Source organism: Endozoicomonas sp. 2B-B, from assembly GCF_053470045.1.
In genome coordinates, this window is sequence record NZ_JBLZMU010000001.1 from 5483533 (window position 1) to 5501077 (window position 17545).

At 48.9% G+C, this 17545-nt stretch carries 14 protein-coding genes; 9 read left to right on the top strand and 5 right to left on the bottom strand.

Going from position 1 to position 17545, the window contains the following annotated elements; genetic code table 11:
- Positions 1 to 142 precede the first annotated feature (142 nt).
- Positions 143 to 1267 (bottom strand): beta-ketoacyl-ACP synthase III, encoded by a 1125-nt coding sequence (locus tag ACOMHB_RS20485; protein ID WP_448218005.1) that lies wholly within the window; start codon positions 1265 to 1267, stop codon positions 143 to 145.
- Positions 1268 to 1475: 208 nt separating this feature from the next.
- Positions 1476 to 4109: a phosphoenolpyruvate carboxylase gene (gene ppc / locus ACOMHB_RS20490; RefSeq protein WP_448218006.1), complete on the bottom strand. Its 2634-nt coding sequence runs from the start codon at positions 4107 to 4109 to the stop codon at positions 1476 to 1478.
- Positions 4110 to 4521: 412 nt separating this feature from the next.
- Here ppc and ACOMHB_RS20495 point away from each other — a divergent pair, with 412 nt between their 5' ends.
- From ACOMHB_RS20495 to ACOMHB_RS20510, 4 genes are all read left to right on the top strand, one after another.
- The gene (locus ACOMHB_RS20495) at positions 4522 to 4806 is read left to right on the top strand and encodes a DUF406 family protein (protein ID WP_448218007.1); all 285 of its coding nucleotides are present in this window, start codon (positions 4522 to 4524) and stop codon (positions 4804 to 4806) included.
- Between the two features lie 19 nt (positions 4807 to 4825).
- Positions 4826 to 5446 (top strand): alpha-ketoglutarate-dependent dioxygenase AlkB family protein, encoded by a 621-nt coding sequence (locus ACOMHB_RS20500; RefSeq protein WP_422134924.1) that lies wholly within the window; start codon positions 4826 to 4828, stop codon positions 5444 to 5446.
- Complete coding sequence (locus ACOMHB_RS20505; protein WP_422134925.1) at positions 5418 to 6029, top strand: tRNA-uridine aminocarboxypropyltransferase; 612 nt, start codon at positions 5418 to 5420, stop codon at positions 6027 to 6029. Before ACOMHB_RS20500 ends, ACOMHB_RS20505 begins: the two co-directional genes overlap by 29 nt.
- Before the next feature lie 224 nt (positions 6030 to 6253).
- Positions 6254 to 7711: an ArnT family glycosyltransferase gene (locus tag ACOMHB_RS20510; protein WP_448218008.1), complete on the top strand. Its 1458-nt coding sequence runs from the start codon at positions 6254 to 6256 to the stop codon at positions 7709 to 7711.
- Positions 7712 to 7786: 75 nt separating this feature from the next.
- On the opposite strand, the gene ACOMHB_RS20515 is transcribed toward ACOMHB_RS20510, so the two are convergent.
- Complete coding sequence (locus tag ACOMHB_RS20515; RefSeq protein ID WP_422134927.1) at positions 7787 to 8329, bottom strand: thioredoxin family protein; 543 nt, start codon at positions 8327 to 8329, stop codon at positions 7787 to 7789.
- Positions 8330 to 8431: 102 nt separating this feature from the next.
- Here ACOMHB_RS20515 and ACOMHB_RS20520 point away from each other — a divergent pair, with 102 nt between their 5' ends.
- On the top strand, positions 8432 to 9034 hold the full coding sequence (locus ACOMHB_RS20520) for a TetR/AcrR family transcriptional regulator (protein WP_448218009.1): 603 nt from the start codon (positions 8432 to 8434) through the stop codon (positions 9032 to 9034).
- A gap of 124 nt (positions 9035 to 9158) precedes the next feature.
- Here ACOMHB_RS20520 and ACOMHB_RS20525 read toward each other — a convergent pair whose 3' ends face one another.
- Positions 9159 to 12689, bottom strand: a complete 3531-nt coding sequence (locus ACOMHB_RS20525) for an AAA family ATPase (RefSeq protein WP_448218010.1) — start codon at positions 12687 to 12689, stop codon at positions 9159 to 9161.
- A 433-nt stretch (positions 12690 to 13122) separates the two neighbouring features.
- Between ACOMHB_RS20525 and ACOMHB_RS20530 the strand changes: the two genes are divergently transcribed.
- The 3 genes from ACOMHB_RS20530 to ACOMHB_RS20540 all read left to right on the top strand — a co-directional run bounded on the left by ACOMHB_RS20530 (position 13123) and on the right by ACOMHB_RS20540 (position 16472).
- A complete protein-coding gene (locus tag ACOMHB_RS20530; RefSeq protein WP_422134930.1) occupies positions 13123 to 14121 on the top strand; it encodes a nucleoid-associated protein in 999 nt (332 codons plus the stop codon).
- 127 nt (positions 14122 to 14248) lie between these two features.
- Positions 14249 to 15262 (top strand): IS110 family RNA-guided transposase, encoded by a 1014-nt coding sequence (locus ACOMHB_RS20535; RefSeq protein WP_448215063.1) that lies wholly within the window; start codon positions 14249 to 14251, stop codon positions 15260 to 15262.
- A gap of 418 nt (positions 15263 to 15680) precedes the next feature.
- Positions 15681 to 16472 carry a hypothetical protein gene (locus tag ACOMHB_RS20540; protein WP_448218011.1) on the top strand — a complete coding sequence of 264 codons (792 nt, stop codon included), beginning with the start codon at positions 15681 to 15683 and terminating at the stop codon, positions 16470 to 16472.
- Here the strand turns inward: ACOMHB_RS20540 and ACOMHB_RS20545 are convergent.
- Positions 16438 to 17130, bottom strand: coding sequence for an SAM-dependent methyltransferase (locus tag ACOMHB_RS20545; RefSeq protein WP_422134932.1), 693 nt, complete (start codon positions 17128 to 17130; stop codon positions 16438 to 16440). The two genes, ACOMHB_RS20540 and ACOMHB_RS20545, sit on opposite strands and share 35 nt — an antisense overlap.
- A 197-nt stretch (positions 17131 to 17327) precedes the next feature.
- On the opposite strand from ACOMHB_RS20545, the gene ACOMHB_RS20550 reads away from it, so the two are divergent.
- Positions 17328 to 17513 (top strand): DUF3094 family protein, encoded by a 186-nt coding sequence (locus ACOMHB_RS20550; protein ID WP_448218012.1) that lies wholly within the window; start codon positions 17328 to 17330, stop codon positions 17511 to 17513.
- The last annotated feature ends 32 nt before the right edge of the window (positions 17514 to 17545 follow it).

The window sequence follows — 17545 nt, forward strand, 5'->3', positions numbered from 1 at the left end:
CGTCTTTCGATTTCCGGTTACTGGCAAGCATTCGGGAAAAATTGCAGGCTATTGTAATGGGTAATGACAAATAGGTAAATTTGCCCACTCATCGCACTATTTCGCAGTGGAGTCGACCAGCCGCCTATTCAACGAAAGGCTCTCAGCGTTTTCTGACGACAATACTGCCAATAGAGTAACCCGCTCCGAAAGAACAGATAACACCACAACTACCCGCTTCCAGATCTGCTGAATACTTATGGAAAGCAATGATTGATCCTGCAGAACTGGTGTTAGCGTACTCATCCAAAATAACCGGCGCTTCTGCCGGAGTCGCTTCACGGCCTAATACCCTGCGTGAAATCAGCTGATTCATGCTCAGGTTCGCCTGGTGTAGCCAAAGACGAGAGAGTTTCTCAGACGTCAGTCTCAACTCATCCAGGTGACTTGAAATGATCTCTGCCACTTTAGGACAGACCTCCTTGAAAACCTTGCGACCGTTTTGCACAAACAGCTTATCGGGTTGTCCAATACCGGACTCATCAGCACGATTCAGGAACCCAAAATTATTACGGATATTATTGGAAAACTGAGTCCAGGCTCTGGTACCCAGAATTTCAAAGCCTTTCTCATTACTGGCAACACTTTCCGCTTCAACTACAACAGCTGTCGAAGCATCTCCGAAAATAAAGTGGCTGTCCCGATCACGGAAATTCAAATGAGCAGAAGTGATCTCGGGACTGATCACCAGAACCCTCTGCGCATTACCGGACAGAATGGCATCCGTTGCCGCTTTGATACCAAAAGTCGCAGAAGAACAGGCCACATTCATATCGTAGGCGTAGCCAGATGCTCCCAAGTAGTACTGCACCTCAACGGCAATGGCAGGATAAGCCCTTTGCAGGTTGGAGCAAGCCACAATGACCAGATCTATCTCTTCCGGCCTCACTCGTGCCTGGGAAAGCGCATCTCTGGCAGCATGTAATGCCATTTCACACTGAACAGAGATTTCTTCGTCATCCCTCTCGGGTAGCTGGGGTACCATACGATCAGGATCAAGAACACCTTCACGATCCATGACATAACGACTTTTAATGCCCGAAGCTTTTTCTATAAAGGCACTGTTACTCAATGGCAGGGGGTCTTTTTCACCGGCAGCGATTGCCTGCTGGTGTTTGTCATTCTCTTTCTGAGCCCAGGTATTGTAGCTCGTGACCAGCTCATCATTGCTGATAGAACTGGTCGGGGTGTATAGCCCCGTTCCTGTGATAATTGCAGCGACAGCCATGCTTGTTCCGATCACCTTATCTTGACGTGCTCCGTGATCCTATATCATGCACCATGGTAATAAAACCTTAAAATTTCACCCCGGATATCATTGTACGTCAGCCACATTGAAGACTGACCGGGTGGAGACTCTCCTGCGACTCCTGCCTTTGCTGGAGCATTGGAACGAGTTACAGGAGACAAACACATTGACTCTGACAATAAGCCAGTTAGCCGGTATTACGCATACCTGCAGCAATACCAACAACAGTAATCATCAAGGCCTGTTCCAGGTTTTCACAAACCTTCCCTTCTTCTGAATGTCGAACGCGGTAGAGTAACTCTGCCTGAAGCACATTCAGAGGGTCAGTATATGGATTACGCAAAGCGATAGCCTGCTTATTCTGAGGATGGTTAGACATCAACTCTTCCCCGCTTTTAAGCTCCAGCAGTGCCTGAACTGCAGTTTTCAACTGCTCTCGCAGACTTTCTCCCAGATGCTGTAGCTCGGTCGGTACCAACCGCTCTTCATAGTATTCAGCCAGATTCGAATCGGTCTTCATAAAGACCATCTCCAGCATTTCCAGCCGCGCCTTGAAGAAGGGCCATTGACTGATCATCTCTTCCAGAGTTTCTTTCTGGCCGTTTTCCAAAGCATTTCTTAAGGCGGCACCACACCCAAGCCAGGTGGGCAGCATGAGACGAATCTGGGTCCAGGCGAATATCCATGGAATCGCCCGCAGACTTTCCACGCCACCATTGGGCTTGCGCTTTGCAGGTCTTGAACCCAGGGGTAACTTGGCCAATTCCTGTTCTGGCGTCACCGCACGAAAATAGGGAACAAAATCAGGCTCATCCCGGACCATACCCCGGTATATTTGCAGGGAATCTCTGGCCAGCTGATCCATCATATCCCGCCAGCTTTGCTCTGGCACAGGCGGGGGCAGCAGGGTTGCTTCCAGCGTGGCGCTTGCATAGAGCATCAGACTGTTAATGGCCACATCAGGGAAACCAAACTTGAAACGGATCATTTCTCCCTGTTCAGTGACTCGCAGATTATTGTTCACCGAGCCCGGTGGCTGGGAGAGAATCGCCGCATGGGCAGGGCCACCACCACGACCGATGGTACCACCACGACCGTGGAACAGTGTCAGCCCGACATTATTTTTACGACAGACCTCCGTCACCTCTTCCATGGCCCGATACTGAGCCCAGGCTGCTGCCATCCAGCCAGCATCCTTGGCAGAGTCGGAATAACCGATCATCACCATCTGACCGCCATGGCAATAACCACGATACCAGGGCAATGACAATAGAGAGCTGATACACTCACTGGCACCATCCAGCGCGTCAAGTGTTTCAAACAGAGGAGCAATAGGCATTGCAAAGCCAACGCCACACTCCTTCAGCAACAGCGCTACAGACAAGACATCGGATGGTTTGTAGGCCATGGAAATGACATATGCGCCTAATGCCTGCTGACCTTCTCTGGCAATAGCACGACAGGTGGCAAGGACTTCAGCGACATCTTTGGAAGGCTGCCATTCTACCGGAATCATGGGCCTGGGATTCTGCAGCTCTTTCAGTAAAAAGGTCTGCTTTTCCTGTTCATCCCAGCTCTGGTAATCACCAATCCCCAGAGCTCTGGTTAACTCACTGATCGCCTGAGTATGTCGGCTCGCTTCCTGACGAATATCCAAACGTATCAGGGTGAGACCAAAGCTGTGAGCACGACGGATCATGTCCAATAGCGGACCATCGGCAATGACGCCCAGACCCACTTCATGCAAGGAGTGGTAGCAAAGCTCCAGAGGCTCAACAAGATCTTTATGCTCCAGAAGCACTTCAGAAGAACGGGATTTGTCGACCAGTGCATATTCGCACCAGGTTCGGGCCTCTCTGAGACGCTCTCTGAGCTGTCTGAGAACGACCCGATAGGGCTCTCGACAATCCCCCAGTTTCTGCTTCATTTCTTCACTGCATTCCGTCATGGAGAGCTCTCCAATCAGGGGGTTCAGATCCCTGAGGTACAAATCCGCAGCCATCCAGCGACTCAATAAAAGCACTTCCCGGGTCACCTCAGCGGTGACGAATGGATTTCCATCCCGGTCTCCTCCCATCCAGGAAGAAAAGCGCACCGGTACAGCATCCAGCGGCAGACCAATATCGGTATGTTCCCTGAGCCGCTCATCTATAGCACGAACAAAATCAGGCACCGCATTCCATAGAGAGTGCTCAATGGTGGCAAATCCACCCTTGGCTTCATCAACAGGTGATGGTCGCTTCATCCTGAATTCATAAGTGTGCCAGGCCTGAGCTATCAATTGACGAAGCCGGTCTTCAAGACGGGCTCGCTCCCTGAAGCTCAGACGGCTGCTTTCCAGCTTGCTGAGACACTCAAAAATCGATTCATGTTTCTGGATCAGGGTTCTGCGGGAAACTTCGGTGGGGTGAGCGGTCAGTACCAGCTCCATATCAAGGCTGGCAACACTGTCTGCGATTTGCTCCTGGCTGAACCCCTGATTTCTGAGCCTCGCCATCAGCTCATCAAAGTGATCCGGAACACAGAACGTTTCGCCATGGCTAACAGCAATACTGTCATATTGTTCGGCCAGGTTAGCCAGATTAAGAAAATGACTGAACGCCCGTGTAACGGGCACCAGGTCGTCATCAGAAAGGTTTTTCAGTTGATCCAGTAAAACTTCCCGATCATCCTCACTGCCTGCTCTTGCAGCCTTGGAAAGCTGACGAATGCTTTCAATACGATTGAAAAAAACCTCGCCATGATGTTCCTTTATAGTCTGACCCAACAGTGTTCCCAGCAGGTTCACGTTGCGACGCAAATTCGCCTTACTGTCTGTCATAGATTTAACTTCCCGGGTTTCTACCGTGAAATTGCTTTCACTCTGGCACTTTGTTCATGGCTAAAAGCACGATCACCTTGTTCTGATGCAGGAATACCGGAAACTTTTGAACCAAAGTACCGTTTTCATCCCTCATTTTGATGACGTACAACTTCGAGAATTACTGAGCCTATACCATAAAATCCGAATAAAAAAGCCTTCACAAACACGCACCAAGACGCACAAACAAGTACAGGACACACAAAACATGGACATGCTCGATTTCAGAAGGATTTCGAAGAAAAAAAACTGCCCGGCCACGGAAAAACTATCGCAGAAACAGCTATTATTTCTGGCGTATCCCCATAGATCTTGTAATATGTTTATCTCATGATGAATGAGGTAGATTTACTTGCTTTCAAGAGGTATCAGCATGAAAGAAAAAGCCCCCTTTGAGTGCAACACCTGCAATACGGTAGAGGTCGGTACCCTGATCCGCGACGATGATACCTGGGTTACTGTGGAAATTCGTGGTGACAAGGCAGTTTCTGCCCAGGAAAAGTTCAACAAGATAGAGCAGCGAGCTCTTTCAGTCGGATCAGGCAACTGCAAGATTCAGTCAGAAACCATTCAGGAAAACGGTATCACGGTGATCAAGGCGATGCTCGACTTTGACTGTACTGCAGAAAAGCTGATCTTTGAAATGTCTCTGCGATAACAGCTCCCAGTCTACGGATTTGCGTTCAATCAACATTCATGCTCCCGATGCCGAGCTGTCTTTCTGGCCAGATCTGATCACACAACAAGATTGTGAATCCTATTACCAGCAACTTCTGTCTGGCACCCGGTGGCGTCAGGATACAATCACAATTTTCGGAAAAACATTGGATTTACCTCGATTACAAGCCTGGTATGCTGATGAGGGAATGACTTACAGCTACTCTGGCCTGACACTCACTCCAGAGCCATGGACACCGGTGTTGCTGGCGATAAAAAAAGTGGTCGAACACACCTGTCACTCTTCATTCAACTCGGTTCTGCTCAACCTGTATCGTGATGGCAATGACAGTAACGGCTGGCATTCTGACGATGAGGCAGAACTTGGAGAACAGCCTGTTATTGCCTCACTGAGTCTGGGCCAGGAAAGACGTTTTCGACTGAAACACAAAGAGGCCAGTTCAAGGGGTATCCAACCCTTGTCACTGGATTTACCTTCTGGCTCACTGCTGGTGATGTCAGGCTCAACCCAGCGCTGCTGGCAGCATTGTCTTCCCAAAACATCCAGAACCGTTTTACCCCGCATCAATCTCACTTTCAGGAATGTCATTTATGGCCCGAGCCAAATGCCCGCGCTGTGAGCGTCCTCTTCGATTCTGCATTTGCCAGCATTTACAACCCGAGCAGGCCTGCTGTGAACTACTGATCCTGCAGCACCCCGATGAGGTCAAACATCCGCTGAATACCGCCCGGATCGCCAGACTGGGCATTGAGAACTGCAAGGTTCTCGCAGGAGAGGACTTCTCCGAAAACCCACACCTCAAGATCCTTCTGGAGAACAAAAAAAGCTGCTTACTTTTTCCGGGCGAAGAGGCTTTCCAACCTTCTGAATATCAGAAAATCCATGGCCTGCCTGATGTTTGTATTCTGCTGGACGGTACCTGGAGAAAAGCCAGAAAGATACTTCATCTCAACCCTCAACTTCGGTCTCTGCCACGGATATCCCTGCCAGAAAATCTGGAGTCCCGCTACCGAATTCGCAAATCCCCTCATCAATCAGCCCTTTCTACTATTGAGGCTACGGTATGTCTTATGCGAGAGTTTTCAGGAGACCCAATGGTTCACCAAAACTGCCTGGACAGCTTCCAGACCATGATCGACCGACAGATCCTGGCCATGGGGCGAGATGTCTACGAAAAAAATTATAGAAACCGATCGAAATGAACTACTTTGATCAGGCGCTACGCTGATTTGGGTCCCGATTAGCGTCCCAGTGATATTAATTAGGGACTGGGCTTTTTTTCAGTATGCGAATAACATGGGTCCGAGGCTTTTTTGCTTTATGTTTGCTATCAATGAATCGGCCGAAGCAATACGAAGTAATGGAATAGCAACATTCATAACCTTGTGCATTTCCACAGCAACCAGAGACAGAGTGCAAAATAATAATGACTGACGCCTCCCTGAAAACCTCTTCCCGCTGGCTCTGGGTGTACCTTCTGATTCTGTTCGCCATTCTGATCCGGCTCCTCTCCCTTGGCCTATATCCTCTGATGGATACTTCAGAAGCCCGATACGGTGAGATCGTCAGACTGATGGTCGAGACCAATGACTGGATCATTCCATATTTTGATTATGGTGTCCCGTTCCTCGGTAAACCACCCCTGTTTATCTGGCTTTCAGCCATAAGCTTCAAGTTATTCGGAATCAATGAATTTGCCGCCCGCTTACCTTCTCTGGTTTGTAGTCTGGGCACCCTGGCATTGGTCTGGAAGCTGGCCCATTTTCAAATGGGGGTACAAAAGGCAAAAATTTCGGTACTGTTCCTGGTCACCTCCGCCATGTTTCTCGTTCTTTCCGGTGCCCTGCTGGCCGACCCGGTCATGACCCTGACGACCACTCTGATACTCGGCAGTTTCTGGATGGGCTGGCAGAGTCACAACGAATCTGAAGCACTTCGGTGGCAATATTTGTTTTTTGCCGGTTGCGGCTTGGCACTGCTGGCAAAAGGGCTCGCTGCAGTGGTTCTGGCGGGTGGTCCGATTTTCTTATGGTGCCTTCCTAAAGGCAGATTGATAACGCTGTGGCATAAATTTCCCTGGATCAAAGGCACTATTCTGTCAGCAGCCATTGCCCTTCCCTGGTATATCAGCGCCGAGATACGCAACCCCGGTCTTCTGGAATACATGTTTATTGGCGAACATTTTTCCCGCTATCTGGATTCCGGCTGGCAGGGTGATGAATACGGCAATGCCCATGTCCACGCTCTGGGAGCCATCTGGGGCTACCTGCTGGCGGGAGGCTTTCCCTGGACATTCGTGTTACTCGGAGTTGCCATCAGACAAGTCTGGAAATTCTGGCAAAAGAAGCCCACTCTCAAGTTAACTGAATGGGATTATTTCCTGCTCTGCTGGCTGTTGTTTCTGCCCCTGTTTTTCACTTTCACTACCAATCTGATCTGGACTTACACGCTCCCTGTGATGCCTGCCCTGGCAATGATTATTGCACGACTGTTCGGGGAGAGCTGGTCCAACCACTCTGGTAAGCTTATCACTCTGGCAACCCTGACACCTCTGTTGATGATTGCTACTATCATGGTCATGATGAACGACGGTGGTAAAAAATCACAAAAGTACCTAATCGCCAACATGATGACACACCCTAATGAACAGCCTGGTCGCCTTATTTACTTTATGAAGCGTCCGTTCTCGGCTCGCTTTTATTCCCAAGGTCAGGCCCTGCTGGCCTCCAGTGAAGAGGAGATCTTCGATCAATTACACAGGGATCGCAGGGACTTTCTGGCCACTCGCGACGGCAACATCAATAAGCTGTCTACCCCGCTGAAAGATCGCTTCGAAAAAGTATCCAAATACAGAAACTGGACCCTCTGGGTTGAGAAAAAATAATACCTTGTGAAGAGTGCTGAATTATACCAATCGTGCTTTCTAACTCCCATGGGGAGTTAGAAAGCACGATTGGTATTACTTCCATTTAATATTACAGCCGATACTGGGACTTTGATTCTCTGCTACTCGCTCTCCCGCCAGCACTGAGTCCATGGCAGACTTTAAATCAGCCCCGGTCACAGGCTTGTCATTACCAGGACGAGAGTGATCAAACTGACCACGATAGACACACCTCAGTTCGGCATCAAAGAGAAAAAAATCAGGTGTACAGGCCGCATCGTAGGCTTTCGCCACCGACTGACTTTCATCATACAGATAGGGAAACGGATAAGATTTTAATGCCATCTTGTCAGGAGCATCCTCGGGATAGGTCCTGGCATCATTAGCACTGATAGCCACTATGCCAAGATCTCGATCAGCATAATCCTTACCCAACTCTACCAGCGCATCTTCAATGTGAATCACATAAGGGCAGTGATTACAGATAAACATCACCAGAACGCCCTTCTCCTTTCTTACTTCCTGCAGGGAGACGGACTGTCCTGATGAAGGATCAGGCAATTTAAAATCAGGGGCAGACGAGCCCAGTTCAACCATATTCGACGGGGTCAGTGCCATTCCGGTATTCTCCAGCTTATATCCCACAATAGGTGCTAATCCATTGTGGGAGTTGTCGGGAACAGAAAACTGCTGCTACATTGGAAGTTCGAAAATCAAATTATGTCACTTATGGGCAGGCATACCTCTTTTAATAAAGACAAGGCGCTGGATAACGCACTTGCTCTCTTCTGGTCTCGGGGATTCTCGGCTTCTTCGCTCAGACAGCTGGAAGAAGCTACCGATCTGCACCCTGGGAGCCTGTATCATCATTTTAAAAACAAAGAAGGCTTATACCTGCACGTCTTAAAGTATTACATTGAACACTACCTGCAGTTAAGAATCCAAAAGTATCTCGGTTCAGGGCCTCCCCTTGAAGGTTTACGCCGATTTTTGACAGCGGGCTATCGTCATCCCCGCAACGTGCAATACCAGAACTGCTGCTTTCTGGCCTGTACCAGTACAGAGCTGCACCTATTGCCAGATCAAGCTGCTGAGCTGGTCAGACAGGCTGTGAACTCGATCCAGCAGGCATTAATGGCCCAGATACTCAGGGGGACTGAAAAAAACCTGATTGCCCCCTGCCTGAGCAGCGCGGAAGCAGCCAGAGAGCTCACCAGCTTCTTTCTGGGCCTTCAGTTAATGGCCAGAATCAGCCCCAATCAGCATCAGTTAGATTTGCTGGTAAAGCACAGTCTTGAGCATATTCTGAATCCCAAAACATGATTGGGAAGAAGGCACCACTATGGCAACGAATAACCAGAGTGGCACAAGGAGAAAAGCAAAAGGTTCAACCAGAAAAAACCTGAAGCACCCAGCTTCAGGTTTTTTCACTATGAACGCTTATTTATTATTTATACAAGTCGTCATCATCATAGTCTTCATATAAGTTTGCTGCTCCTTGTGGCACTCCTGCTGCTCCAGATGACACTGATGCAGAGGGGGGTGTATCCCGAAAACGGAATTCAGTTCCGGCCTGACTTGACCGCTTGTGAAAATCTTCATAACGGCGAATTTCTCCATCCCCGACACTGCGCCTCGCTGTGCGCATGGCTTGCTCAAAATGACTGCGCGTTAACATGTAACTCTCAAGGGACTCTTCAACGTCCATTGCTTCACTTTGAGCTTCCACTGGGCTACGACTGCGAATGTACTCCCTGATAGCCTGTTGTATTGCTGTCTGGCAGATTTCGTTAATATCAGCTCCGGAGAAACCCTTGGTTATGCCAGCCAGCTGCTTTAAATCAACATCATCCTGTATTGGGGTGTTACGCAGGACAGCTTCGAAAATATGCAACCGGCTTTCATAATCTGGCAGTGGAATGTAGATATGCTTGTCAAAACGGCCTGGTCGCATAAGAGCTTTGTCAAGAATATCGGGTCTGTTGGTGGCGGCGATGATGTAAATGTTATTCCGTTCAGCTATACCATCAATCTCGATTAACAGTTGGTTCAGGACGCGATCGCTTGCGCCATTGGCGTCACCTAATGAAGATCCCCTGGAGGACGCCAGAGAATCAATTTCATCAAAAAACAGGATGCAGGGTGCTGCCTGCCTGGCTTTGTCAAAAAGGTCACGTACATTATGCTCTGATTCGCCAAACCACATAGTCAACAACTCTGGCCCTCTTATGGCAATAAAGTTAGCCTGGCAATCGTTGGCCAAAGCTTTGGCTAACTGTGTTTTGCCACAACCAGGGGGACCATAAAGAAGTACACCACGTGCCAGTTTCTGACCAAAATGCTTCAACAGCTCGGGCCATTCAAGGGGGTAGCGAACCATTTCCAGCAATTCCTTTTTGACATCCATCATGCCGCCGATGTCTTCCCAGGTCACAGAGGGTATCTCGACAAAGGTTTCTCTGAGAGCTGACGGGTTGGAGGATTTGAGAGCCTGATCAAAATGAGCCTGGGTGATTTCCAGACTATCTAACAACTCGGCATCAACGTTCTGTTCATCATCGAGGGTGCTAATGTCTATTTTTTCCCTTATACAGAGCATTGCGGCATTGGTGATAAGCTGCGTGATGTCAGCGCCGGTGAACCCATGGCAGACTTTTGCAATCTTTTCCAAATCCACGTCGTCGGACAGTTTTTTGTCTCTGGTATGAACCTGAAGGATTTCCAGACGACCGGTTTCGTCAGGAACGCCGATATGAATCTCTTTATCAAAGCGGCCAAAACGACGCAGTGCCTGATCAATCGAATTGACTCTGTTTGTGGCGGCCAGAATCATAATCTGCCGCCTGGACTGCAAACCGTCCATAAGGGTAAGCAATTGACCGACAACGCGCCGCTCTACTTCACCCGGGGTTTTGTCACGCTTTGGGGCTATCGAATCAATTTCATCAATAAAAATAATGGCAGGGCTGTTTTTTTCAGCTTCTTCAAAAGCCCTTCTCAGATTGGATTCTGACTCACCGGCCATTTTGCCCATTATCTCCGGGCCGTTAATCAGAAAGAGGAAGGCGCCACTCTCGTTGGCAACAGCCCGGGCAATCAGTGTTTTTCCATTCCCCGGTGGTCCACTCAGTAGTATTCCTTTTGGAGGACTGACATTCAGGGTATTGAAAAGTTGTGGGTATCGCATTGGCAGCTCAATAATTTCGCGTATTGTTTGAATCTGTGGTCTGAGCCCACCAATATCATCATAACCAACATCCGCAATTGAAGACGCATCCTGCCGCTCGACGGGTTCGCCTTCACAGTGAACAGTTGTGTCCTGAACAACTATGCACCCACCTTCCGGGTCTGTTTCCATCACCCGGAAATGAACGGTTCGCAAGCCAGCACTTATAGGAATAACGTCGTTTTTACTGACAGGTCGAAACGCTTCAAGAAAAAATGGCTTCAAAAACACATCAAACAAGTTGCCGGTTATACCTTCAAGGCTATCTTTTATTGGCAATATACCCACTCGTTTACCATAGGGCAGCATAGGGAGGTGGGAGACTTTGACGATATCGCCTAACCTCACCTTAAGGTTGTTACGGACTGCCCTGTGCATCCTGATACAGCCAGATGGCTGATTTGCATCCGATATAGCAACAGCTATAGTGGTTTTTCTTACTTTGCCGGTTAGCAGGACACAGTCTCCACGATAAATTTGTAACCCAGCCATTTCATCTTCTGACATTGTAACTACGGAGTACTCATCACTGGGACTCTCATCAACCAAAAGCCGTCTGAAAATTGCCTTACGTGCTGGAGCCGAGGCAGGAGCGGGCGGGGCAGGAAACTGCTGTTCCGACATGCTTCCCTCGCCAGGGTCTCCGCCGCCATGAGGGGACTGGCTGACGGGCCCCGGAGATCTTTCTGCTGGCTCGTCAGGTAAATTTTCGAGAGGTTCGTAGGGAGGAGAAGCTCCTGGACCCCGTGGCACCTTACGAACTCGCCAGTGCCACTGATGCCAGCCACCTCCGGCAGCCAGTCTGGGGCCAAAGTACTCTGGATAAAGGTATTCAAGCCAGCTCTGGAAGTGCATTGACAGTAGCCGCTGGTATTCTTCCTTACTGATGTAATGAACCTGCTTGTTCTCATCCAGCCTGTAAAAGACGTTACCATTATGATCAACCGCTCTGGTGGCCGCTACCTGTCCACTGGCCGGAATCAGTGCTGGATTCTGGTCACTCCAGGGGGGTGTATCTTCGAATAATGGGGCAATAGTTTCTGACAGGTCCAGAATCCATCCACTTCCATCATCCAGGCCCCAGCTCAGACAGGGTTCATCATCGCAATTCCCGGGAATAAGATTGATTGTCGTTTTAGTATCCCGTGTTATGTCACCTATTGATCCAGGAGGCCCGGGCAGGAAATCGCCATTTTGACCGGGAACAGGTTGACCCGGCTTCCATTGTAAACTCGTGTCAGGGACTGATATGTGGACTGGCACACCTTCATCACCGACCTTCACCTGTGTCTGTTCAGGGTAGGGTTCTGGTCTGCTTTTGCCGGGTAAAAGCCAGGTCCATTGATCCGGGTCTCTCCGGTCGGGGGCCAATGTCATATCCAGCTCCCCTGGCAGCGGCAGGCAGCCCGACTTGTAAGCAAGGAGGGGGTCTTCAGGCTCGATGCAAAAGGATGGTTCAGTCCCGGCTTTCTGATGGGTGCCAGAATGAGAAAAACGATTGAAGTAGGTATGGTATGCAAGAGGGAGTAAGAGGATAGGCAGTGAAATACCGGATGGATTATAAATGCCCGGAGCGGTAATGGCATACCCCGTCGACACGAGTGTCCCGCTCTGCCCGGAAAAGGTTTTGACAGGTGTCACCAGAAACGAAATGCCAAGAAATATTAGCGGCAATTTGATATCGATGCCGCTCAGATGAAGGTTGTCTGATCGCCGGGAGATAGTGAACACGGACAGAATAAAATAGAACATAACCTATTACTTATATCATCCTGTGTAGGGCTCAGGCCCACTGACTGGCCTTTGCCGTTTGTACAAGGCTCTATATATAGCACCGCACTGGCTGGCGTGCCATGAACAGAGATGGCGGTAATCAATATTTGTATGAAATAGTCAATACAAGACTGATGTCGCTTGCTATGAATTACCCCGACGAGCCAAGGAATTAGCTCACTTCGGATAGCTATTTTACGAAACTGCAGCACGCCAAAATCGAGGGACAACTCATCTCCTTAAAATCAGCTCTGACAGTTTTACCATTAACAGGGTGAAAACGAAGGGTTTCTTGTGTATGTTTTGCCATAGCAGGCTCCGGTTTGCTTCTTCCGAAGCTTACTTTTGTTCGAACCTGCTCTAAGAAATTTTTGGGTTAGACGATCCTCACTGCGTTCAAGACTATTAACTTATGGCCATACAACAAATCATTGTCCACCAGCTGAAACAGGTCCCCGACAGTGACTCCCTGACTGCTGTTCCGGCAAATCACAGCCTGCCCCCCACTCCGGCCCTGGAAGCCATGCTGGACGACCTGATGCAAACTTACAACAAGAAACAGGACAAACAGTATGGCCAGTTCAACCCCGATGCCGAAAGCCCTTTCCCAACTGAACTGGGTGATTACCTGGCAGAAAAGATGGACTTTACAGCCCTGACCCGCAATACCCTGAACCAGCTTCTGGAAAAGCTCGATCAGGCCGGAGCACTGGGTGGGGGCTACCTGCTGTTTGCTGATTATCAGCAGGGCCTGACCCGATACTTCATGCTCTGCATGCTAACCAGTAATGTCAGCATAACTGTGACAGATGATCTTGCTATTCAGGATGTAGCCTATCTGGATACAGCCAGAATGCCACTGGCCTGCCGCATTAATATCACCGAATGGCAGGGTAACGAGAACAGTGGTCGTTATCTCTCATTCCTGCGTCCCCGCGGTGGCCGCCGTCTGAGCGATGTATTTCAGGAAGCTCTGGGCTGCAATGAAACCAGTAACAGCAAGGAAGAAGCTGACACACTGGTCAGTGCTGTAAAGGAGTACGCCAGGGAAGCGCCTTCTCTGGAAAATCACAAGGAAGTCAGCCGACAGGTCTACGACTTCTGCCAAACCAAAATGGATGATGGCGATGCCCTGACTCTGGATGAACTTACCGGCTATCTGAGTGAAGCGGGCTCCGATGATTTTGCCCGCTTCGTCAACACCCGCGACTACGACATGAGTCAACCTATGGCTCCGGAAAAACGCACTCTAACCAAACTGGTTAAGTATACCGGTCGCAGCAAAGGTCTTAACATTGCCTTTGATGCCGAGCTGCTCGGTACCCAGGTGGTGTACAACAAAGATCTGAATCAGCTCGTGATCAAGGAAGTTCCTGCCAAGCTCAAGGAACAGCTGGAAGGCAATAACTGACATCACAGTCGTATTTGCATGCTCTCATAAGCATTGACTAATGGGATGGTCCGCCCCTCCTAAACGGCTTCAAATGAGCCAAAATGGAGTTAACCATTTAAACAGGATTAACCGGAGCGAACCACCCATGACTATTTCAGTACTTGGTATCGATATTGGCAAGAACAACTTTCACCTGTTTGGTGTTGATGAGCAGGGTAGCAAAGTCATCAGAAAGAAGTCGTCCAGGAAGAACCTTCTAGAGTACGTGGCAAATCTGGAGCCATGCATTATCGCTATGGAAGCTTGTGGTGGTGCTCACTATTTGGCTCGGTTATTCAAGAACTATGAGCATACTGTCAAGCTGATTTCACCTCAATTTGTCAAGCCTTATGTCAAGACCAACAAAAATGACTACAACGATGCTGAAGCGATTGCAGAAGCAGCTTCACGGCCCAGCATGCGTTTTGTACCTGTTAAAACGTCAGAGCAGCAGGCCTGGCAACTTCTGCACCGCTATCGTCAACAAGCGGTTGATCAGAGAACTGCCCTGGTTAACCAGATCCGGGGGTCACTATTGGAAGAAGGTATTGTAGTTGCCCAGGGTATTGGTAAAGTTCGTGCACAGCTTCCACGAATTCTGGAAGATGCTGAAAATGGACTCCATTCGCTGACTCGTGAGCTGCTACATGGTTTATCAGAAGAGTTGGCCAGTCTTGACAAGCGTATTCAACAGTATGACCAGAAAATTCAGGAGCTAGCAAAAAACGACGACGAATGTCGTCGAATGATGACTATGCCGGGTATCGGAGCCATCACTGCCACAGCATTGAAGGCAGCCATTGGTGATGCGACGTATTTTAAATCTGGTCGACACCTTGCCGCATGGATGGGATTAGTTCCAAGACAGCATTCCACAGGCGGTAAGTCAGTCCTGCTGGGCATCAGTAAACGGGGTGATAAATACCTGCGCACATTATTGATACACGGCGCACGTTCGGTACTCCACTGCCTCAAAAATAAGGATGACCGCTGTAAAAAATGGGTTAGCCAACTTAATGAGCGCAGCAATCACAACGTTGCCGCCGTTGGTCTGGCTAATAAAATGGCTCGGATTGTCTGGGTCATCATGACCCGAAATGAAGTTTACAAGGCTGCATAATGAAGTAAAGGCGGCAGCGGCAAAGTAAAGCATAAGCTTAATCAAAGGGGACCCCCCCGCAGATTGCGATGAGCATGTACAGTTGATGGCAAACAGGTAAAAACCGGCAACCTGAAACCTGATAGGAGCCTTGACCCTTGAGGCCGTCGGACTGATAAGGCCAGGTTGCGCGGATACCCATCAGGGCCAGAGGGTTAGACCTCATGAATAGGCCGTATATATGATTGCAGTTATCTTTGTTTGCTAATTAACAAAACAGGCTCTTGCAAAACGGGGCGGACCATATAGGCTCCTAGTATGGCTGTTCACTGTCTTTGAGGGCTGCAAATGTCGATAAGCTGCTTCTGGATTGTCAGGTTAAGTGACAGCCGGGATATCCGATACATAAGGGATGATTTAACTGTTTCCGGACCCCGCAATGTCTAAAGCTCAATTACTGACCACACTGCTTTTCCTTCTGACTTTTATGAACCAGGCTATGTCCTCAGAGTCGGCTGCCAAAAACAACAACCTGACCCCAGAGCACCTTTTGAAGCAGGAGTTATTGCTGAATCAGCTGATCGAAAATATTCACTTGCTCCAGATCGATTTTCTCAACAAGGACGCCAGAATGAAAATGCAGGACAATCTGGCTCAGCTGAACCAGAGCATCCCGGCCTTGCCGGAGAAGTCCAACGATCAGGAAACTTCGAAGTTGCTATCATCGACCCTGAGTCTATGGCCTATCATTAGCCGACACGCCGCCTGGATGGCTGATTTGCCCGCTCACTCCCGTCCCCCTGAGGCCACTACACTGCTTCTGGCCTTGGCCAGACTGGATAGAAAGTTATTGCTTCTCAGACAAGAAATCCTGACCAGCAAACCACACAAAAATGAAAAGCTCGATTTTCTTGAGCAGGCACTACTCATGCAACGCCTGTCCCGTCACTATCTCAGCCTGACTCTTTCCGAGTTAAATGAAGACAAGAGCGCTTCCGGTCGGCTTCAGCTGCAAACACTGGCTCGACATTTCGAACAGAAGTTGTCCAGGCTGGGTCAAGAATACGGCGACCACGCCCATGCGGCCAAACCGATCAAACAAGCTCAGGCGACATGGAATTTCATCAAGGTGGGATTAGAGCAATTTCCGGATAAACCGATTCCTGAAATGATCGCTCGCTATGGCAGCAGCGTCGTCAAACGCATGACTTCTGCACACAAGATGTTCTGACCTGCAAAAATATATCCGCTTCCCCCCATGGGAAGCGAGCAGAAAAGCGTTCACTCTGTTCAAAAATACCCGGTATGGGGCAATAATCCTGGAGCGGATAGCTGACAGAAATCACTTTACTCCCGGGTTTAAGGGCCAGCATTCTCAGCGTCAGGCATCGAATAGTGAGATCATCCAGATTGGATGCATAAAGATAAACGACCGTCGCCCCCGAAAGATCCGCCTCCAGATAATCCCCCTCAATAACGGTTAGTTTATCCAGCTTCATTCTACCACTGAGACGCCGGAGTCTCAGACAAAACGTGGGAATCTGCTCAATCGATGTCACTCGAACACCTGCAAAAGCAGCCATCCAGAGAGAGGTAAAACCGCTGCCTGCACCCAATTCAAAAACGTGGTCCCGGGACGTTAATCCAGACTTTTCACAGATATCATCAAGCACTGTTAAAGGTGTTTCACCGTAAAGATATAAATCATCTGACTTTTTCTTAATCAGGAAACGCTTACTGACCTGAAAAGGGCTGTCCAGCAGGTATCGAAGCTTCAACCCAAGATAGGCTTTGAGGAATGTGCGATGGGAAGAGAAACGACGAAATACCCTGTATAGTTCGACCCACTCGAAATATTGAACTTTTAACGCCAATAAAAACAGTTTCACCCGCTGCGCCCAGTTTTCATACCGTTTAAACTAGATTGATCGAGAGCTTGAGCCCAGTCAACCGTGATTGATTGGTTAATTAGTACACAAGTTCAAATTATTTTAGGCTTTTCTCAGTCAAATTCAGGTTATCTATTGGCAGATTGACTGCTTAAATAGCATACTCTAATGTGCTGACCGAGGATACGGAGTGGCAAATGGAAAAAATCCAGACCCGTCTATACCCTGAAGATCAGGCCAAAGTTGACCGTTTTATCAGCACTGGGACCAATGCGACAGAGCGCAGCCACTTCAGACCCTTAAAGCTGATGTTCTGGCTGAGCTTTTTGATTGTCATACTTGGTGTTCTCAGCCGTCTGATAGGCGTTTTTATCCTGGGCTGAGTCAGCCTGAATAGCTGTAGGGTGTGTTCTCA